Below are 18,624 nucleotides of genomic sequence, written 5' to 3' on the forward strand. Positions count from 1 at the left end.
CAGCGACCAGCAATTGACGCAACAGAGACGCCAACAGGTTCATCGCGAATTTCAGGGGGTAGTGTGGAGCAGATTTTCACGTCACGGCTGGCGCTGTGGGGCTGGCTGCTGGTGACGGCCGTCGTGCAGCCGGCGTTCGCCGATGAGGCCGAAAACGCAGCGGCGCAGCGTCTGGTGGACGTCAACGAATACTTTGTGCGTGGCAATACCGTGCTCGATGCGCGGGCGATCGAGGAAGCGGTGTACCCGTTTCTCGGCCCGCAAAAAGCCTTGAGCGACATTGAAGGCGCCCGCGATGCGTTGCAGAAGGCCTATCAGGAACGCGGCTACCAATCGGTGTTCGTCGAATTGCCGGAGCAGGCGGTGGCCGACGGCATCGTCTACCTGCAAGTCAGCGAAACCAAGGTCGGCCGGGTGCGCGTGGTCGGCGCCAAACACTATTCGCCGCTGGATATCCGCGACAACGTCCCGGCGCTGAAGGAAGGCGAGGTGCCGGACTTCGCCAAGGTCCAGGGCGAACTGGCGCAACTCAACAAGACCCCGGGCCGGCAGGTGATGCCGCTGGTTCGCGAAGGTCAGCGCCCCGGCACCATGGACGTGGACTTGCAGGTCGAAGACCAGAACCCGTGGACCGCCAGCGTGGGGCTGAACAACGACTACAGCGCCGACACCGAAAAGCTTCGTGCAGTCACCAGCCTCGGCTACAACAACCTCTGGCAACTCGGCCACAGCATCAACCTGACTTTCTTCACCGCGCCGCAGGACACCGACAACGCCAAGGTCTGGTCCGGCTCCTACAGCGCGCCGCTGACCGACCGCTGGAGCGTGCAGTTCTCCGGTTATCAGTCCGACAGCAACGTCGCCACCATCGGCGGCAGCAACGTGCTCGGCAAGGGCCATTCCTATGGCGTAGCGGCGATCTACACGATCCCGTCCAGCGGCAACTGGTCGAACTCGCTGTCGGCCGGCATCGACTTCAAGGACTTCGACGAACGTCTGACCCTGTCCGGCGAGAGCGACCAGGTGCCGCTCAAGTACGCGCCGTTCACCTTCGCTTACAACGGCTATCGCTACAGCGAAAAAAGCCAGTTAGGCCTGGGGCTGAGCCTGGTCGCGGCCACCCGCAGCCTCTTCGGCTACGGCAGCTCCGACGAAGACTTCGACTACAAGCGCTACCGCGCCAAACCGAGTTTCGCCGTGCTCAAGGGCGACACCAGTTTCACCTGGACCTTCGACAACGACTGGCAGAGCGCGAGCAAAGCCGCGTTCCAGCTGGCGTCGGGGCCGCTGGTCTCCAACGAACAATTCTCTGCCGGCGGCGCGACTTCGGTACGCGGTTATCTGGCCGCCGAGCGCACCGGTGATGACGGTGTGTTGCTCAGTCAGGAAGTCCGTACACCGTCGCTGGCCAAGTACACCGGCACCTGGATGCAGGACTGGCGTTTCTACGCCTTTGCCGAAGGCGCGCAACTGTACCTGCGCGACGAACTGCCGGACCAGGACGCCAGTTACGCCCTGGCCAGTGTCGGCCTCGGCACCCGCGCCAGCCTGAGCAAATGGCTGTCCGGCAGCCTCGACTGGGGCTACCCGTTACTCGAAGGGCCGAACACCTCGAAACAGGAATCGCGCCTGCACTTCAACCTTCAGGCCACTTTCTAACAAGGAGCACTTCCATGCAGCGCCTTTTCCTTTCGTTGTTGATCTGCCTGGGCTTTGTGCTCCCGGCCACGGCCCAGGCCTGGTGGCAGGACGACTGGCACTACCGCAAACAGATCGCCGTCGACACCACGCCGCAAGGCGCCGCGATCAATCAGGCGCTCGGCCGTACCGCGCTGCTGGTGCGCCTGCACACCGGCAACTTCACCTTCGACGGCGTGAAAGAGGACGGCTCGGACCTGCGCTTCGTCGCCGCCGACGACAAGACCGTGCTCAACCACCAGATCGAAAGCTTCGACGCGCTGATGGGCATGGCGCTGATCTGGGTCGATGTGCCGAATGTCGAGGGCGGTCAGCGTCAGGACATCTGGATGTATTACGGCAACCAGAAGGCCCCGGCCACCGGCAATGGCCAACTGACGTTCGATCCGAATTACACCGCGCTCTACCACTTCGACGGCGCCACCGGCACCCCGGCCAAAGACACCACCGCCTATGGCAACACCGCGCAGAGTGCGACCGGCGCCGCGATTGACGGCGTGGTAGGGCGTGCCTTGCAGTTCAGCGGTCAGCCGTTGCTGTTGCCGGCCAGTCCGTCGTTGCAGCACAGCGCCGGCAGCGCGTTTACCTTCAGTGCCTGGCTGCGACTGGATCAGGCCAACGGCGAACAACTGATTCTGGCCCGCCGCGAAGGCGCCAACAGCCTGCTGGTCGGTGTGAATCAGGGCGTGCCGTTCGTGGAGATCGACGGCCAGCGCGCCGTCGCCACCCAGCCGCTGAATCCGGGCCAATGGCAGCACGTCACCCTGACCGCCGAAGGCGCAAAAGTGACGCTGTACATCAACGGTCGCGAAGGCGCGGCACTGGCCCAGGCGATGCCGGCGTTCAACTCGGTCATGGCTATCGGCGCGGATCTGCACGACGGTCCTTTCCAGCCGTTCGTGGGCGCCATCGACGAACTGCGCCTGTCGAAAGTCGCCCGTCCGGCGCCGCTGTTGCTGGCCGACGCCACTTCCCAGGGTGCCGAGTCGAAACTGGTCGCCTACGGCGTCGATGAGGAACAGTCCGGCTTCGGTTTCGGCAGCCTCGGCTTCCTGCTCAACGCGGTGCCGGTGGACGCCTGGGTGATCATCGCGGTGCTGGTGCTGATGATGTTCCAGTCGTGGATCATCATGCTGCGCAAGAACCGCACCCTCAGCCGCGTCACTGCCGCCAACGAAGACTTCCGCGTGCAATTCGCCAAGGTCGGCACACGGCTGGAAATGTTCGCCGACGACACCCAACTCGCCCAGCGTTTGCAGCACTCGCCGCTGTGGCGTCTGTATCAAGTGGCAGTGAAAGAGATCCGCACCCGCCGCGAGCAGGGCGCCGACACCTCGTCGGTTTCAGCGGCGACCATCGAAGCGATCCGCTGCTCGATGGACGGCGTGCGCACCCGGGAAAACCAGCAACTGAGCTCGAAACTCTCGACCCTGTCCAACGCCATCGCTGGCGGCCCATATATCGGTCTGCTCGGCACCGTGCTGGGGATCATGGTGGTGTTCCTCGGCACGGCCATGGCCGGCGACGTCAACATCAACGCCATCGCTCCGGGTATGGCCGCCGCTTTGCTGGCCACGGCCATGGGCCTGTTCGTCGCGATCCCGGCGCTGTTTGGCTACAACCGCCTGATCACCCGCAACAAGGAAGTCAGCGCTGACATGCGCGTATTCGTCGACGAGTTCATCACCCGTCTGGCGGAGATGCACGGCGAAGGCCAGTCCAGTGAAGCGGCGCATCAGCGCGGTCAGCACGCCAACCACTCCGTACCGGCCTGAGGAGCAAAGACATGGCGTCCGTAAATGCCTCCCACGACGATGACGAAGATGCTGCAGTGGACAGCATCAACATCACGCCACTGGTGGACGTGCTGATGGTGGTGCTGGTGATGTTCATCCTCACCGCCACCGCGCAGGTCTCCGGGATCCAGATCAACCTGCCCAAGGCCAGCGCCGCCGTGTCGCTGTCCGAGGCCAAGACCAAGGCGATTTCGGTCAACGACGGCGGCCAGGTGTTCCTCGACGCCTACCCGGTGACGTTGCCTGAACTGGAAGAGCGCCTGCGCATCGAGAAGGCGCGGAACCCGGACTTCCCGGTGATCGTGCGCGGCGACGCCACGGTGCAGTACCAGAAGGTTATCGAAGTGCTGGATCTGTTGCGCCGGCTCGAACTGTCCCAGGTCGGTCTCGTCACCGGCAAACCGACGCAGGGCTGAGTCATGACTGCACAGATGCCAATCGAGCCTTTGCCGGTGAAGAAGTCGCCACTGCGTTACGTGAAGTGGGGCGCCGGACTGCTGCTGGGCGCCATTGCGGCATTCCTGTTGTGGCAGTGGGCCAACGACATGAGCGGCATCCGCCGCGAAGCGCCGAAGGTGCCGACGATTATTCCGTTGCCGCCACCACCACCACCTCCGCCGCCGGAAAAACCGCCGGAACCGGAAACCCCGGTGGAAGAAAAAGTCGTTGAGCCGGAGCCGACACCCGAGCCACAGGAAGTGAAACCCGAGGAAGAAGCGCCGCCATCGCCGGCGGACGACCTGGCCAACCCGATGCAGATTGACGGCGACGCCCAGAGCGGCAGCGACGCCTTCAACATCGGCGCGGGCAAGGGCGGCGGCATGGCCGGCTCCGGCGGTGGGCGGCTGGGCAACGGCACCTACAGCCAGTTCCTCGCGTTCACTTTCCAGAAGCTGCTGCGCGAGAACCCCGACCTGCGCAACCTGGCGTTTTCGCTGCAGGCCGATGTGTGGCTGAGCAGCGTCGGCGAGATCACCCGGGTCGAGCTGGTCAAGTCCAGCGGCAATCCCGAAATCGATACGCAAGTGCTCGCCGCGCTGCGCAATGCGCCTGCTTTAAGCGAACGGCCACCGGCCTCCATCACCTTGCCTGTGCGCATGTCCCTGCAAGGGCGGCGTCCGGGTTAACCGAATTCATAAAGCTGTATGAAAAGGAGTTGTGTGCAGATGATTTCCAACGTGAATCGATTGTCCCTGGCGGTCGGCATGGTCATCGCGACCCTGGTCGGTCAGGCCGCGGCAGCGCCAGCGCCCTCGGAGAACGCCACGATCAATCTGATCCGCTTGCTGGTCGAGCAGGGCATTCTGAAACAGGACAAGGCCGACGCACTGATCGCCCAGGCCCAGAACGAAGCGGCCCAGGCCAAGCAGGCCGCGGCGTCCACCGCTGTGGCCGCCGGGCCGGTCGCCGCTCCGGGCGATGTGCGGGTGCAATACGTGCCGGCTGCGGTGCGCGACCAGATTCGTGATCAGGTCAAGGCTGAAGTCATGGCGACCGCCAAGCAGGAAAACTGGGCCGCGCCCAACACCTTCCCGGACTGGGCGTCGCGCATCAGCTTCGACGGCGACATCCGTCTGCGTGACGAATCGCGCTACTACTCGGACAGCAACAGCAACGAAATCGTCGACTTCGCGCGCCTCAACAACAACGGCCCGTACGACGTGAACCCCAACAGCAGCACCGCGTTGCCGCCGTTGCTCAACACCCGTGAAGACCGCACCAACCTGTTTCGCCTGCGCGCGCGGCTGGGCATGAAAGCGGACATTTCGCCGCAATGGACCGCCGGCATCCGCATCGGCACCGGCTCGGACAACAACCCGGTGTCGACCACCCAAAACCTCGGTGGCGGTTTTGCCAAGAAAGACATCTGGCTCGATCAGGGTTACCTGACCTGGAAACCGTCGGATGAACTGACCCTGACCGGTGGCCGCTTCGCCAACCCGTTCATGTCCACCGACATGCTGTATTCCAACGACCTGAACTTCGATGGCGTGGCGGCGATTTTCGACCACAAGCTGAGCCGCGACTGGGGTGTGTTCGGTACCGTCGGCGCGTTCCCGGTGGATTACACCAACGACACCACCACCAGCAACGGCTTCGACAAGGAAGAAAGCGACAACAAATGGCTGTACGGCGCACAGGTCGGCGCCAAGTGGGCGATCAACAGCAACAACCGCTTGAAAGGCGCATTGGCCTATTACCGCTTCCAGGACATCCAGGGTGAGCGCTCCAGCCCCTGCGAACCCTGGGCCGGCGCACCGGGTTGCGACAGCGACGGCACCCGCGCGGCATTCATGCAGAAGGGCAACAGTGTGTTCCTGCTGCGCGACATCACGCCGAACCCGCTTAACCCGACGACCACGCCGCAGCCGCAATTCGTTGGCCTCGCTTCCGAGTTCAACCTGCTGGACCTGAACCTGGTCTGGGATGCCGACCTGCCGGAAGACTTCAAACTGCGCAGCCAGGGCAACTACATCCACAACCTCGGCTACGACGAAGGCGATATGCGCAAGCGTTCGGCCGGGCAACTGGTCAACAACCTCGACAGCAACGGCAACATCGAAAGCGGCGCCAATGCGTGGATGGTGCAGTTCACCCTCGGCAATGCGCTGGACCTGAAGAAGCAGGGCGACTGGAACCTGTTCGCCGGCTACAAGTACATCCAGCCTGACGCCTTGCCGGACGGCTTCAACGACTCGTCGTTCCACCTCGGCGGCACTAACGCCAAAGGCTACATACTCGGTGGCAACTACGGTCTGGCGAAGAACGTCTACGCCACCGGTCGCTGGATGAGCACCGAAGCGGTGTATGGCGCGCCGTTCGACATCGACGTCTTGCAGCTCGAGATCAACACGCGCTTCTAAGGCGCCGGGAGAGGGATATGAACACTCGGTACTTTTTGCTCGGACTTGGATTGCTGGTCGCCAGCGGGGCCAGTGCCGAAGGCATGGAGGAGCGTCTGCGCACCCAGTTGCGCAGCACCACCCAGCAACTGCAAACCCTGCAAAGCCAGCAGGCTCAGGCCAGCGCCGCGCAACTGGCGGCGCAGAACGAAGCCAAGGCAGCCCAGGCGCAAATCAAGCAATTGACCGCCGAACTGGCCAAGGCCAAAGGCCTGGCCGAGCAACTGGCCGGGCAGCAGCAAGCCCTGCACAGCCAGACCCAGGCGCAAGTCGCGGCCAGCAACGAGCAGACCGGCAAATTCAAGAAAGCCTACGACGAGCTGTTGGTCATGGCCCGTGCCAAAGAGGCAGAACGGTCTAAGCTTCAAGCGCAATTGACTGAACGTGACACACAAGTGCAGCAATGTTCGGTCAAGAATCAGCAGATGTACGGCGTGGCCAAGCAGATTCTCGCCGCCTACGAAAACATCGATGTGGCCGAGGTGATGAAGATCCGCCAGCCCTTCGCCGGCAGCGCCCGGGTCAAGTTCGATGAATTGGCTCAGGGCTTCGGCGATGAACTGTACAAGACTCAATTCGATGCGCCGCAAGCCGCGATCGCGCACTGATTAAAAGACTCATAAACAAGGAAGAAGTCATGACTCAATTGATCTCCCATGTCTCCCCGCAATCCCTGACCGAAGTGCTGCAAGCCGCCGGTTACCGCGTCAACCAGACCGAACAGAACGGCATCGTCCAGTTGCTCAGCGCCAGTCAGGGCATCGGTTACGCCGTGCGTTTCGGCAACCCGGCGGTGGCGGAGCAGGGCAGCTATGTCGACTTCACCTTCAGCTGCGCCTTGCGCGTACAGGGTGAGTTGCCGGCCGGTGTGGCCGAGCAGTGGAACGCAACCCGCCGGTTTGCCCGGTTGTCGTTGCAGGGCGAGTTTCTGGTGATGGAAATGGACGTGGTGGTGGCCGCGGGCGTGAGCAGCGATTACCTGCGCGGCAACCTGGAATTGTGGGATCGCCTGCTTCAGGAATTCATCGTGTACCTGCGTGATTTCACCCAGAACGCTGCTGCCGCCCAGGCTCCAAAGGTTGAGCAAGAGGAAGTCGCGCTGTGACCAAACCTGCCATGGTAATCAGCGCCGCTGCGGTGGCGCTGTTGGTGGCGGCCGTGGCGCTGGTGGTGCGGCCGGGCAATGACCCGGTCGCCGCCCAGCAACCGGCGCCGGTCATTACGGCGAACAGTGGGCCTGCGGTGGCGCGGTTGGGCAATCAGCAGGTGTCGCCGGAGGAATTGCAGGCGCTGCTGGCCGCCGTACCGCCACAGACCCGCGAGCAACTGCGCGGTAATCGTGAGGCGCTGGAGCGCTGGATTCGTTCACGCCTGGCCGAAAAAGCCGTGCTCGAACAGGCCGATGCCCAGGGCTGGGCGCAGCGTCCGGACGTGCTTCGGCAGACCCGCGCCGCCACCGAACAGATCGTGTTTCGCGACTATTTGCAGTCGGTGAGCAAAGTGCCGGCGGACTATCCGAGCGCCGCCGAGTTGCAGCAGGCGTATGACACGGGCAAGGCCAACTGGCAGACGCCGGCGCTGTATCGGGTCAGCCAGATTTTCCTTGGGGTGAATGAGCCGCAGAACCTTGAGGCCGTGCGCAAGCAGGCAACGGAGTTGAGCAAGAAAGCCCAGGCAACCCCGGCGGACTTTGCAGCACTGGCCAAGGAGTTTTCTCAGGATCGCCTGACTGCCGAACGCGGGGGCGATACCGGCCTTCAACCGTTGCAGCAACTGGTGCCGGAAGTGCGTGGTGCGGTGGCGCGACTCAAGGTTGGCGCGGTCTCCGATCCCGTGCAAAGCAGCGCCGGTTTCCACGTGATCAAACTCACCGAACAACAACCGGCCCGCACCGCGACCCTCGACGAGTTGCGCGATCAACTGACCCAGGCCTTGCGGGCACAGCGTCAGGAACAGATCGCTCAGGCTTATCTCGACGGCATGCTCAATACCGCGACGCTGAGCATTGACGGGGCCGAGCTCAACAAGGTGCTGGAGACCAAACCCTAAGCGCTGCACACCAAAACAAAGATCGACAGGGAGTCATCGATGTCATTCACCGAACCCGCAGCACGACAGAGCAGCGCCGATTTCCGCTGGCCACAGGACAAGGAAGAGCCCTGGCTGGCGCAAGCCGCGACCCTCGACGGCGACGTCGCGCAATACTTTCTGGTCAGCGCCCGTTGCGGCTGTTTCATGCAAGCCGCCCGCAGCCTCAACGTGCGCTCGACCTTGCTGCGCAAACAACTGGCGCAGCTCGAACAACAACTGCAATGCGCGCTGTTCAGCTTTCAGGGCAGCGCCTTGAGCCTGACCCGCGAAGGCCAGCAATTGCAGGCGCAACTGGTGGCCTTGGCCCACGAACGCAAACTCCCGGTGATCGAGCAACCTCTGATAAGGCTGGCCGTCGCCGAATCGATCCTGCACGACATCCTCGGCCGCGACCTCATCGCACTGCTGCGCCGCAACGCCAGCGTGCGCCTGGAAATCATCGCCCTCGACAGCGAACTGGCCCTGCATGCGGTCAGCGCCGACATCGTGCTCTGGCTCGCCCACGGCGAAACCCCGCAACCCGGCCCGACCTTCGCCACCAGCGAACCGCAACGCCTCGCGCAACTGGAATACCAGCCGCACATCGCCAAACGCTATTCCCGTGTCACTGCACGGCCAGAAAGTCCGGATGACCTTGCCGATTTCATGCTGGTGCAATGGCAGCATGACCGGCAGATCGACAGCTTCCGGCCGTGGAATGAGCTGGTCGAACAGCGGTTGGCCGGGGTGGTGCAGATGCAGTCTTACGAGCTGATGCTGGAGATGATTCGTTGCAGCGCGTGCATCGGGTTGCTGCCGATGTACATGAGCCGGTTTGATCGCGGGCTGGTGGCGTTGCCGGGGTTGTTTGGGGAGGCGATGCGGTTGCAGGCGTGGTTGGCGGTGAACAGTGAGTCGCAGAATGTCGGGGAGGTGCAGACCTTGGTGGAGTTGATTCAACGCACATTCAATGAGCGACAGGAGTGGTTCGAGTAAGTCTCGCCAGGATCAGTTGCGCCGGTTTACAGTGACCGGCCACGCACTGATCCAGGAGGGATCTTTCATGCCTGAGCACAACCCCGCCATTCACCTCGAACGCTTCAGCGAGTCCCACGTCGAAGGCGTCACCGCGCTTTACAACGACCCGGCCGTGACTCGGCAGGTGTTGCAAATGCCGTTTCAGTCTGCCGAGATCTGGCGCCAACGGCTGATGGCCGAAAACGAACGGATGGTGAAGCTGGTGGCGCTGCATCAAGGTGCGGTGATCGGGCATCTCGGGCTGGAGGCTTTTTCGCGGATTCGCCGCAGCCATGCCGGCAGTGTCGGCATGGCCGTCGCGGTGGCGTGGCAGGGCAAGGGTGTCGGTTCGACGTTGTTGGCGGCGGCGCTGGAGATTGCGGACAACTGGATGAACCTGCACCGGGTCGAGCTTTCGGTGTACGCCGACAACGAAGCGGCCATTGGTCTCTATCGCAAGTTCGGCTTCGAAACCGAAGGCCTGTTCCGCGATTATGCGGTGCGTGACGGGCAATGGGTCGACACCCTGAGCATGGCGCGGTTGCGCAAGCGCTGACCTTTTGTCAGTCCATGGCCGAAGTGGCGATCGTGCAGGCAAATGACTTGCACGGTCGACCTCGGCATCTGCCATGCTCGACGTCCGCAGCACTGCTTCCTTGAAGGAACACCGCAATGGACGACGTACAGCAGCTGGGCGAAATGCTTCGCCACTATGCCGACAGCGAAGCGCACAAGAAGCAACTGTTCGAGACGCAATCGGCGACCTGGGCCTCACGGATTACCGAATTGTTCGGGCAGATTCAGCAATGGCTGGAGCCGGTGCAGGCGCCGGGTTTGCTGGAGGTGGGTCGGGAGGCTTATGTGGCGTTCGGGCCGAGCATTCCGGTTGAGACCTCAACCTTCAAGACTGAAAAACTGAGCATCGTGATCGCCGGCAAACCGGTGGAGTTCGTGCCGGATGTGATGGGCAGTGGCGGGCAGATTTCGCTGGCGGTGATGGGGCTGACGGCGGCGCGGTACGGGAGTGTTTCGTTGGTGGGGTTGCCGAGCGGGGAGTGGCAGTGGCGTAAGACCAATGGGTTGAAGGATCCGGATACCTTTGCCTTCGACGCGAATTTTCTCGCGCAGCAATTGCAGAGCCTGATTCCCCGAGACCGCACCTAAGATCAAAAGCTTACCCCCTCACCCCAGCCCTCTCCCCCAAGGGGGCGAGGGGGAAAGGGAGCAGATCTTCGTCGTTGTTGATATTGCATTCACCTTCGATATTTCAGGTCGGTGTATTTCGAGTAAACAACTCGGTCAGTCCCCTCTCCCTCCGGGAGAGGGCTAGGGTGAGGGGGGCTGCCCCTGACACACTTCACATCTCAAGATTGACCCACCCCGGCTGCGCCACCTCCGGCGCCACCGCTTTCACGGTTTTACCGGTAGCCATCTCAACTCGCCGCGCCACCTCCGGATCATCGGCAAACGGCGTCAGACTCGCATCATCCAGGCTTTCAGCCGTTTCGTGGCGCAGGCAGTACTCCACTGACAGCCACAGAAACAGCACGCCCAATACATTCAAGACAATATCGAACATGACCAGCTCCCTTGATCAGGCGATCTGCGCTTCACGGTGGGCAATCGCAACATCCGCCACCCGCACCGTGCGCCATACGTTGTAGGCCATCAGCAACATGCCCGTCAGGAAGAACACCCCGCCGGCAAACCGTACGACAAACCCCGGATGGCTGGCCTGCAGCGCTTCAACGAACGAGTAGGTCAACGTGCCGTCCTCGTTGATCGCCCGCCACATCAGGCCCTGGGTAATCCCGTTGACCCACATCGACGCGATGTACAACACCGTGCCAATGGTCGCCAGCCAGAAGTGCAGGTTGATCAACGGCGTACTGTGCATCCGTTCGCGGCCGAACACTTTGGGCACCATGTGATAGGTGGCGCCGAAGGTGATCATCGCCACCCAGCCCAACGCACCGGCATGCACGTGGCCGATGGTCCAGTCGGTGTAGTGGGAGAGGGCGTTGACGGTCTTGATCGCCATCATCGGGCCTTCGAAGGTCGACATGCCGTAGAACGCCAGCGACAGGACGAGGAAGCGCAGGATCGGGTCAGTGCGCAACTGATGCCAGGCGCCCGAGAGGGTCATCATCCCGTTGATCATCCCGCCCCAGCTCGGGGCCAGCAGGATCAGCGACATCGCCATGCCCAGCGACTGCGCCCAGTCCGGCAGTGCGGTGTAGTGCAAATGGTGCGGGCCGGCCCAGATGTACAGGGTGATCAGCGCCCAGAAGTGCACGATCGACAACCGGTACGAGTACACCGGCCGATTCACTTGCTTGGGCACGAAGTAATACATCATCCCGAGGAACCCTGTGGTCAGGAAGAACCCCACCGCGTTGTGCCCGTACCACCATTGCACCATCGCGTCGGTGGCGCCGGAATACACCGGATAGGACTTGAACCAGTCCACCGGAATCGACAGGTGATTGACCACGTGCAGCATGGCGATCACCAGAATGAAGGCGCCGAAGAACCAGTTGCCGACGTAGATGTGTTTGGTCTTGCGTTGCACCACCGTGGTGAAGAACACGATGGCGTATGCAACCCAGACCACCGCCATCCACACTGCGCCGGAAAACTCGATCTCGGCGTATTCCTTGGTGGTGGTGTAGCCCATCGGCAAGGTGACCAGCATGATCACGATCACCGATTGCCAGCCCCAGAAGGTGAACGCGGCGAGTTTGTCCGAGTACAGCCGCACCTGGCAGGTACGCTGTACCGCGTAGTAACTGGCGGCGAATTGCGCGCTGCCGGCGAAACCAAAAATCACCAGGCTGGTGTGCAACGGTCGCAAGCGGCCGAAGGTGGTCCACGGCAGGTCCATATTCATGTCCGGCCATACCAGTTGCGAGGCGATCCATACCCCCATCGCCATGCCCACGACACCCCAGAAAACAGTCGCGATGACGAATTGGCGGACGACCTTGTAGTTATAAGCCTGTCCGATTGTTGCTGTGCTCATGGTCAGTTCATCCACGGTTGCAAAGTCTTGCCAGGCCACCCGGTCTGGCACGAGCTGCACTGTAGAAACCCCACCGGAAACAAAACAGGCTCAGGAAATGTTCATTTATACGGATCAGATCCAAGCGCTGCCTGCGGCCATCTGCCGCGGCCTGATACGGTTTTTATGCGTTCAGGTGAATCTGTTGCGTGCTGCGCCGCTCGTCCATAGTCGTAAAAAATCCTGTGGGAGCGGGCTTGCTCGCGAATGCGGAGTGTCAGCCAACAAGTCAGTTGCCTGACACTCCGCATTCGCGAGCAAGCCCGCTCCCACAGTTTTGACCGTGATCAAAACTGATGAGGTAGCCGCTGCATGTATCAATACGATGATTACGACCGGGCGCTGGTGTTCGAGCGCGTTGCGCAGTTTCGCGATCAGGTCGAGCGCTTCATGGCCGGGGAGTTGAGCGAAGAAGAATTTCTGCCGCTGCGCCTGCAAAACGGCCTGTACATGCAAAAACACGCCTACATGCTGCGGGTGGCGATTCCCTACGGCACCCTGAGTGCCGAACAAATGCGCACCCTGGCGAGCATTGCCAGTGACTACGATCGTGGCTACGGCCACTTCACCACCCGGCAGAACATGCAGTTCAACTGGATCGAACTGCACGAAGTGCCGGACATTCTCGAACGTCTGGCGCAGGTCAACATGCATGCGATCCAGACCTCGGGCAACTGTGTACGCAACATCACCACCGAAGCCTTCGCCGGAGTGGCGGCGGACGAGCTGATCGACCCGCGTCCGCTGGCCGAGATCCTGCGGCAATGGTCGACGATCAACCCGGAATTTCTGTTCCTGCCGCGCAAGTTCAAGATCGCCATCTGCTCGGCGAAGCAGGATCGCGCGGCGATCATGATGCATGACATCGGCCTGTACCTTTACCCCGGTCACGACGGGCAGATGTTGCTGCGAGTGATTGTCGGCGGGGGGCTGGGGCGTACGCCGATCCTCGGTCTGCAGATCCGCGACGGCCTGCCTTGGCAGCACTTGCTGTCCTACGTCGAGGCAGTGTTGCGGGTCTACAACCGCCACGGCCGGCGCGACAACAAGTACAAGGCGCGGATCAAGATTCTGGTCAAGGCGCTGGGCATTGAAGCGTTCGCCAAGGAAGTCGAAGAAGAATGGCAACACCTCAAGGACGGCCCCGCGCAGTTGACCGAAGATGAGTACCAGCGCGTCGCCAGTGCTTTCGTGCCGCCGAGCTATCGCACGCTGGCGGGCACCGATCTGGAATACGGCACGCACCTGGCCGACAACCCGGCGTTCGCCCGCTGGGTCGCGCGCAACGTGCAACCGCACAAAGTGCCGGGCTACACCAGCGTGGTGCTGTCGACCAAACCGGGCCTGGCCTCGCCGCCGGGGGATGTGACCGGTTTGCAGATGCTGGCGGTGGCCGACTGGTCCGAGCGTTTCGGTTTCGGCGAGATTCGCATCGCCCACGAGCAGAACATCGTATTGCCGGATGTGCCCAAGTCCGAGCTGTTCGCGCTGTGGCAATTGGCGAAAGAGCAGGGGTTGGGTGCCGCCAACGTCGGCCTGCTGACCGACATCATTGCCTGCCCCGGCGGCGATTTCTGTGCGCTGGCCAATGCCAAGTCGATCCCGATCGCCCAGGCGATTCAGGCGCGTTTCGACAACCTCGATTACCTGCATGATCTGGGCGACATCAGCCTGAACATCTCCGGCTGCATGAACGCCTGCGGCCATCATCACATCGGCAACATCGGGATCCTGGGCGTCGATAAAAACGGCAGCGAGTGGTACCAGATCACCCTCGGCGGCGCCCAGGGCAAAAACAGCGCACTGGGCAAAGTCATCGGCCCGTCGTTCAGCGCCGACGAGGTGCCACAGGTGATCGAGCGGATCATTGGCACTTTCGTGCGTTATCGCGAGGCGGAAGAGCTGTTCGTCGATACCGTGGCGCGCATCGGGCTGGAGCCATTCAAGGAACGGGTTTACCCGAAAGCCCTGGAGGTATCGGCATGAACAATCTGCTGCGGATGGAGGAGAGCGGGGCGCGGATTGTGCAGGATGATCCGTGGACGCTGATCCGCTCGCCTGAAACGGCTGACAGCACTGAAATGTTGATTCTGCCGCTGGCCCACTGGCTCGAATCCCCCTCGCGCCATGCGGTCTGGCTGGGCCCGGACGACGGCGTTGAAAGCCTGTTGCCGTGGCTGGCATCGCTGCCGCTGATCGCCCTCGACTTCCCGAGCTTTCGCGACGGCCGCGCTTACAGCCAGGCCTACCTGTTGCGCAGTCGTTTCGGCTGGAAAGGCGAGTTGCGGGCCATTGGCGATGTGCTGCGCGATCAGTTGAGCCACATGCGCCAGTGCGGTTTCGACAGCTTCGCGGTGCGCGAGGACAAATCCGCCGAGGATGCGCTCAAGGGACTGGCGGGAATGAGCGTGTTGTACGGGCGCTCGGTGATCGAGCCGCGGCCGTTGTTTCGAAGGCGCTGATCCTTAACACTTGGTCTGGAAATTGTCACCTGTCATATATGACAGTGTGCGATTCCGATTTATTGCGCTCTAATCTGAACCAAGGATTCAGATGCAACTATCAACGTTTCTGTTCGCGACGGAGGAGCATGATGGAAAAGCTTCGCTATGAGCAGGCATTTTGGATTGTGTCGCAACAGAATTTATTGAATGAGAGCGTGGATCCAAATTGGAGGCAGGCAAATTATGCGTGTTGTCGTGCCCTTATCGTCGAAGCAGTCGAGGCCCTCGAATTTTACGATTGGAAGTGGTGGGCTAAAACTGAAACAGACTATTTCCAGATGCAACTCGAACTGGTTGACGTACTGTGTTTCGCAATTTCTTTCTATATAAAACAACACCCCGGTGAACTGAGGGTCATTGCTGAGTCGCTAGCGCTTGAATCTAATCCGGATCTTCAGGTGTGCCGTTATCAACGTAAATCTGTGAAGCTCGTCGATTGTGATATTCCAAGGTTGCTGGATATAGTCATTGGTTATGCATCGATGAGGTGTATTCGATTGCCGTTGCTCGAACGATTATTTTTATTGAGTGGGTTGATTAGCTGGGAAGAAATAATTTTACGCTATCGGCAGAAATATGCGCTCCATGTCTATCGCCAAGTTAATGGTTATCGAGTGGGTCGATATAACAAATTTTGGCCACTTGTTGAGGATTCTAACTATTTGCAAGGCGTGGTGACGGGGTGCTGTTCGATAACGACGCAGGAGAAATTAATTAAAGGTTTGGAACACTTATATCGAGCGTCACACCAGTAGAGTCAGTGAGGGCGTAATGTTATCGATCAAAAAACTTCCGTCGCCGGCTGGCATTCCCTTGCTCGGGAATATTCTACAGATCAAGCCGTCACGCATTTATCAAGTCTTGTGTGACTGGGCAAGAGAACTTGGTGGGTTTTATACCTTTAAAATTGGATCTAAATGTATTCTCGTTGTGACTGAGCCTGACGTTATGGCTGAAGTGCTTCACGAGCGGCCGGGGAAATTCAGACGCTGGGTAAAGATGGAAGAGCTAGGGCTTGAAGTGGGAGCGGATGGGGTTTTTGTAGCCGAGGGGGATAAGTGGCGCCGGCATCGAAGGCTGATCACACCGACGTTCAATTTGTTGCACATAAAAAATGCGTGGGAGGCGATCGACGCTACAACCCGACGCTTACAACAACGCTGGTTAAATTTTGCGGTTGATGGTAGTTCGGTTGATATGCGTCAGGAAGCTATGAGTTATACCGTTGATGTAGTGACTGGATTTGCTTTTGGTTATGAACTTAACACGCTGGAAGAGTCTGCTGGAGAGTTACAGGGCGCGCTATCTTCGTTTCTGCAAACAGCCGCTCGCCGTCAAGCAGCGGTGTTTCCTTATTGGCGATATATAACGCTGAAGTCTGATCGCGAGTTCAACGTGGCGCTGACGAGGATTAATCACTTGGTGAGCGGTTTCATCAAGAGCGCACGCGAACGTATGGAAAATGGTTCGTCGCCTCCATTGCCGCCAGTAAATATGATCGAAAAACTGGTTGCCCACCAAAACAGCGCAGGTAGTGAATTACTATCTGATGGCGAGATTATCGGCAACGTTCTGACCTTTTTATTAGCAGGGGAGGACACAACGGCTAATACGATTGCCTGGGCCGTCTATTTTATTGCCAGACACCCCGTAGTTCAGGAAAAGTTGCAAATGGAAGTGGACCGAGTGCTAAACAGTACCGCCGTAATTCCTACGATAGATCAGCTGGATAAGCTGCCTTACGCGCACGCAATAATTCAGGAAACTATGCGCCTCAAGCCGGTTTTTCCGTTACTAACACTTGAACCAAATGAAGATGTGGAAATTCAGGGTGTAGAAGTCTTGAAAGGCACACCTGTTTTTTTGTTAATCGGTTACCCGGGCCAGGATACACGGCACTTCATCCACGCCGGAGAGTTTCTCCCGGAACGATGGCTCGATAGTCAAGCATATGAGCAGGACAATAAGAAAGCGTGCACTCCGTTTGGCATCGGACCTCGACACTGTCCGGGACATCAACTTGCGATGCATGAAGCGCTGATGGCCATTTCAATGTTGGCGAAGAACTTTGACGTAAAAGCTGATGAAAGCGCAGGCCCGACAGAAGAAACTTATGCGTTCACACTTTGTCCTTCGCATGTTTCAGTCTGTTTAATGAAACGTCACGAATAGGTTTTACTTCAGTCGAGGTAAGTATGGGTGAGCAACGTCAGGTTTATTTGATGGGGGAAGGTGCAGCTGAGCAAGAGCGCTTGGCAATACTTTCCGATATTTACGAACAAGGCAGCGTCAGATTCTTGCGTAGCCAATTACCGCCTGATGCCAAAACCGTGTTGGATATTGGTTGCGGTCATGGCCAGATGTCGTGCTGGCTAGGGAGGGAGTATCCTTCGATGCAGGTAATAGGAGGGGACTCTTCGGGTTCGCAATTGCATATCTGCGATCAACTTCTCAAGGCTGGCAATTTATCCAATGTCAGGTTCGAAAACTTGAATCTGATGGATACCTGGCAAGACAGGCAGCAAGTTGATGTTTTGTATGCTCGGTACGTACTTATGCATATTCCAGACTGGAATAGTGCATTCGCAAATATGTTGTCCGTTTGCCGCGCGGGTGGGTCTATTTTGCTTGAAGAGCCCGGATTTCCGTTCGTCAGTTATCCAGCGCATGACTCTTTGAATAAGGCCAACGAGTGGGGGCAGGAGTTGACTAAGAAAATGGGGATGCGCTTTGACTGTATTGAGCCATTGTGGTCTTACGTTCATGGGTTGGACGGTGTCGCTGTAGATCACTGGGCATTCGACCAGCCTTTTTTCAGTGACGCCAATCGAAAAAGCCTGCTGTGGAGGTCCTTTATGGTGATCATGGATCCTCTTGTTGCATGCGGTATGGCGGCCAGAAATGAGGTGGAGAAAGTACTATCAGACTTGAAAATGATAGCCGTAAATCCCTTATATGTTGTGGGTGCTTTGCGGATGATTCAGTTGCATTTGGTGAAACTATAGCGGAGAGGGTCTCCAAACAAATCGGGAACGGCCTTGTCTCTTATGCATTTTGGGTTGGGTTTTGGTTTCCAGTGTCGGTAATTGTTATAAAAAACTGTTATTTCTTACAGTGGAACAGACACTCGTATCGAATTTTAATTAATGCCGGCAAAGCGTCCTTCAATACGGGTTGCCATCAAGGTCTTGTATTCAAATAAACGAGCGTAAGGAGTTTTTTATGTCTATCAAATCGAAAAGAATATTGTTTTCGGCACTTCCTGCCGCTGTCCTGAAAGAAAATCAGGACGGTCTCCACTTCTCTGCCCCGGCGATAAAAATAGCTACAGAACACGAAGTCATAGTTTTTGCTATTTCTGACGCAGGAGAAGGGCTTGCCTTAGATGTTCAGGTATCTAAAGAGCAGATAGGGCATCCCATTAATATTCTTATCCCGGAATCCGACCTGCCTCGTGGGAACCTGACAGTCGATTACGGAGTTCTGCAGAGTGAAAAATCAGTTTTCCGTTCGAAGGTTTCTCATTACAAGCCGAAATAATCGTCCGCCGCCCTTCGCTCCAGTTTTTTAACTTG

19 protein-coding genes are annotated in these 18,624 nt (G+C 59.2%); 17 read left to right on the top strand and 2 right to left on the bottom strand.

What is annotated here, in order from left to right:
• The first annotated feature begins 63 nt into the window (after positions 1-63).
• From ACSPX5_RS08310 to ACSPX5_RS08360, 11 genes are all read left to right on the top strand, one after another.
• Positions 64-1,659, top strand: coding sequence for a ShlB/FhaC/HecB family hemolysin secretion/activation protein (locus ACSPX5_RS08310; protein ID WP_439821430.1), 1,596 nt, complete (start codon positions 64-66; stop codon positions 1,657-1,659).
• 14 nt (positions 1,660-1,673) lie between these two features.
• Positions 1,674-3,473, top strand: coding sequence for a DUF2341 domain-containing protein (locus ACSPX5_RS08315; RefSeq protein ID WP_439821431.1), 1,800 nt, complete (start codon positions 1,674-1,676; stop codon positions 3,471-3,473).
• Positions 3,474-3,484: 11 nt separating this feature from the next.
• Positions 3,485-3,910, top strand: coding sequence for an ExbD/TolR family protein (locus tag ACSPX5_RS08320; protein ID WP_439821432.1), 426 nt, complete (start codon positions 3,485-3,487; stop codon positions 3,908-3,910).
• 3 nt (positions 3,911-3,913) lie between these two features.
• Complete coding sequence (locus tag ACSPX5_RS08325; protein ID WP_439821433.1) at positions 3,914-4,621, top strand: energy transducer TonB family protein; 708 nt, start codon at positions 3,914-3,916, stop codon at positions 4,619-4,621.
• Between the two features lie 39 nt (positions 4,622-4,660).
• Entirely contained in the window at positions 4,661-6,358 is a 1,698-nt protein-coding gene (locus ACSPX5_RS08330) for a putative porin (RefSeq protein WP_439821434.1), read from the top strand.
• 17 nt (positions 6,359-6,375) lie between these two features.
• Positions 6,376-7,005, top strand: coding sequence for a DNA repair protein (locus tag ACSPX5_RS08335; protein WP_439821435.1), 630 nt, complete (start codon positions 6,376-6,378; stop codon positions 7,003-7,005).
• A gap of 29 nt (positions 7,006-7,034) precedes the next feature.
• The gene (locus ACSPX5_RS08340; RefSeq protein WP_221533818.1) at positions 7,035-7,502 is read left to right on the top strand and encodes a YbjN domain-containing protein; all 468 of its coding nucleotides are present in this window, start codon (positions 7,035-7,037) and stop codon (positions 7,500-7,502) included.
• Positions 7,499-8,446: a peptidylprolyl isomerase gene (locus ACSPX5_RS08345; protein ID WP_439821436.1), complete on the top strand. Its 948-nt coding sequence runs from the start codon at positions 7,499-7,501 to the stop codon at positions 8,444-8,446. Before ACSPX5_RS08340 ends, ACSPX5_RS08345 begins: the two co-directional genes overlap by 4 nt.
• Before the next feature lie 39 nt (positions 8,447-8,485).
• A complete protein-coding gene (locus ACSPX5_RS08350; RefSeq protein ID WP_439821437.1) occupies positions 8,486-9,463 on the top strand; it encodes a LysR family transcriptional regulator in 978 nt (325 codons plus the stop codon).
• A 67-nt stretch (positions 9,464-9,530) separates the two neighbouring features.
• On the top strand, positions 9,531-10,040 hold the full coding sequence (locus ACSPX5_RS08355) for a GNAT family N-acetyltransferase (protein ID WP_439821438.1): 510 nt from the start codon (positions 9,531-9,533) through the stop codon (positions 10,038-10,040).
• 116 nt (positions 10,041-10,156) lie between these two features.
• On the top strand, positions 10,157-10,648 hold the full coding sequence (locus tag ACSPX5_RS08360) for a hypothetical protein (RefSeq protein WP_439821439.1): 492 nt from the start codon (positions 10,157-10,159) through the stop codon (positions 10,646-10,648).
• A 193-nt stretch (positions 10,649-10,841) separates the two neighbouring features.
• On the opposite strand, the gene ACSPX5_RS08365 is transcribed toward ACSPX5_RS08360, so the two are convergent.
• Together ACSPX5_RS08365 and ccoN are read right to left on the bottom strand one after the other, a co-directional pair.
• Entirely contained in the window at positions 10,842-11,063 is a 222-nt protein-coding gene (locus ACSPX5_RS08365) for a cbb3-type cytochrome c oxidase subunit 3 (RefSeq protein WP_439821440.1), read from the bottom strand.
• A 15-nt stretch (positions 11,064-11,078) separates the two neighbouring features.
• Positions 11,079-12,506, bottom strand: coding sequence for a cytochrome-c oxidase, cbb3-type subunit I (gene ccoN / locus ACSPX5_RS08370; protein WP_439821441.1), 1,428 nt, complete (start codon positions 12,504-12,506; stop codon positions 11,079-11,081).
• A 351-nt stretch (positions 12,507-12,857) separates the two neighbouring features.
• Between ccoN and ACSPX5_RS08375 the strand changes: the two genes are divergently transcribed.
• The 6 genes from ACSPX5_RS08375 to ACSPX5_RS08400 all read left to right on the top strand — a co-directional run bounded on the left by ACSPX5_RS08375 (position 12,858) and on the right by ACSPX5_RS08400 (position 18,589).
• On the top strand, positions 12,858-14,531 hold the full coding sequence (locus ACSPX5_RS08375) for a nitrite/sulfite reductase (RefSeq protein WP_439821442.1): 1,674 nt from the start codon (positions 12,858-12,860) through the stop codon (positions 14,529-14,531).
• On the top strand, positions 14,528-15,007 hold the full coding sequence (locus ACSPX5_RS08380; RefSeq protein WP_439821443.1) for a DUF934 domain-containing protein: 480 nt from the start codon (positions 14,528-14,530) through the stop codon (positions 15,005-15,007). The genes ACSPX5_RS08375 and ACSPX5_RS08380 overlap by 4 nt, the downstream gene beginning before the upstream one ends.
• 131 nt (positions 15,008-15,138) lie before the next feature.
• Entirely contained in the window at positions 15,139-15,804 is a 666-nt protein-coding gene (locus ACSPX5_RS08385) for a dUTP diphosphatase (protein WP_439821444.1), read from the top strand.
• A gap of 16 nt (positions 15,805-15,820) precedes the next feature.
• Positions 15,821-17,221, top strand: a complete 1,401-nt coding sequence (locus tag ACSPX5_RS08390) for a cytochrome P450 (RefSeq protein ID WP_323161416.1) — start codon at positions 15,821-15,823, stop codon at positions 17,219-17,221.
• Between the two features lie 23 nt (positions 17,222-17,244).
• Positions 17,245-18,054, top strand: a complete 810-nt coding sequence (locus ACSPX5_RS08395; RefSeq protein WP_207864497.1) for a class I SAM-dependent methyltransferase — start codon at positions 17,245-17,247, stop codon at positions 18,052-18,054.
• Positions 18,055-18,271: 217 nt separating this feature from the next.
• Positions 18,272-18,589, top strand: a complete 318-nt coding sequence (locus tag ACSPX5_RS08400) for a hypothetical protein (RefSeq protein WP_207864495.1) — start codon at positions 18,272-18,274, stop codon at positions 18,587-18,589.
• Positions 18,590-18,624 lie beyond the last annotated feature (35 nt).

It is taken from the genome of Pseudomonas sp. HLG18 (assembly GCF_051903985.1).
In the GTDB taxonomy this organism is placed as follows: domain Bacteria; phylum Pseudomonadota; class Gammaproteobacteria; order Pseudomonadales; family Pseudomonadaceae; genus Aquipseudomonas; species Aquipseudomonas fluorescens_BT.

Coding starts and splice junctions, on each gene's coding strand:
- ACSPX5_RS08315 (WP_439821431.1), top strand. CDS start 1,674: ATGCAGCGCCTTTTCCTTTCGTTGTTGATCTGCCTGGGCTTTGTGCTC.
- ACSPX5_RS08320 (WP_439821432.1), top strand. CDS start 3,485: ATGGCGTCCGTAAATGCCTCCCACGACGATGACGAAGATGCTGCAGTG.
- ACSPX5_RS08325 (WP_439821433.1), top strand. CDS start 3,914: ATGACTGCACAGATGCCAATCGAGCCTTTGCCGGTGAAGAAGTCGCCA.
- ACSPX5_RS08330 (WP_439821434.1), top strand. CDS start 4,661: ATGATTTCCAACGTGAATCGATTGTCCCTGGCGGTCGGCATGGTCATC.
- ACSPX5_RS08335 (WP_439821435.1), top strand. CDS start 6,376: ATGAACACTCGGTACTTTTTGCTCGGACTTGGATTGCTGGTCGCCAGC.
- ACSPX5_RS08340 (WP_221533818.1), top strand. CDS start 7,035: ATGACTCAATTGATCTCCCATGTCTCCCCGCAATCCCTGACCGAAGTG.
- ACSPX5_RS08350 (WP_439821437.1), top strand. CDS start 8,486: ATGTCATTCACCGAACCCGCAGCACGACAGAGCAGCGCCGATTTCCGC.
- ACSPX5_RS08355 (WP_439821438.1), top strand. CDS start 9,531: ATGCCTGAGCACAACCCCGCCATTCACCTCGAACGCTTCAGCGAGTCC.
- ACSPX5_RS08360 (WP_439821439.1), top strand. CDS start 10,157: ATGGACGACGTACAGCAGCTGGGCGAAATGCTTCGCCACTATGCCGAC.
- ACSPX5_RS08365 (WP_439821440.1), bottom strand. CDS start 11,063: ATGTTCGATATTGTCTTGAATGTATTGGGCGTGCTGTTTCTGTGGCTG.
- ccoN (WP_439821441.1), bottom strand. CDS start 12,506: ATGAGCACAGCAACAATCGGACAGGCTTATAACTACAAGGTCGTCCGC.
- ACSPX5_RS08375 (WP_439821442.1), top strand. CDS start 12,858: ATGTATCAATACGATGATTACGACCGGGCGCTGGTGTTCGAGCGCGTT.
- ACSPX5_RS08380 (WP_439821443.1), top strand. CDS start 14,528: ATGAACAATCTGCTGCGGATGGAGGAGAGCGGGGCGCGGATTGTGCAG.
- ACSPX5_RS08385 (WP_439821444.1), top strand. CDS start 15,139: ATGGAAAAGCTTCGCTATGAGCAGGCATTTTGGATTGTGTCGCAACAG.
- ACSPX5_RS08390 (WP_323161416.1), top strand. CDS start 15,821: ATGTTATCGATCAAAAAACTTCCGTCGCCGGCTGGCATTCCCTTGCTC.
- ACSPX5_RS08395 (WP_207864497.1), top strand. CDS start 17,245: ATGGGTGAGCAACGTCAGGTTTATTTGATGGGGGAAGGTGCAGCTGAG.
- ACSPX5_RS08400 (WP_207864495.1), top strand. CDS start 18,272: ATGTCTATCAAATCGAAAAGAATATTGTTTTCGGCACTTCCTGCCGCT.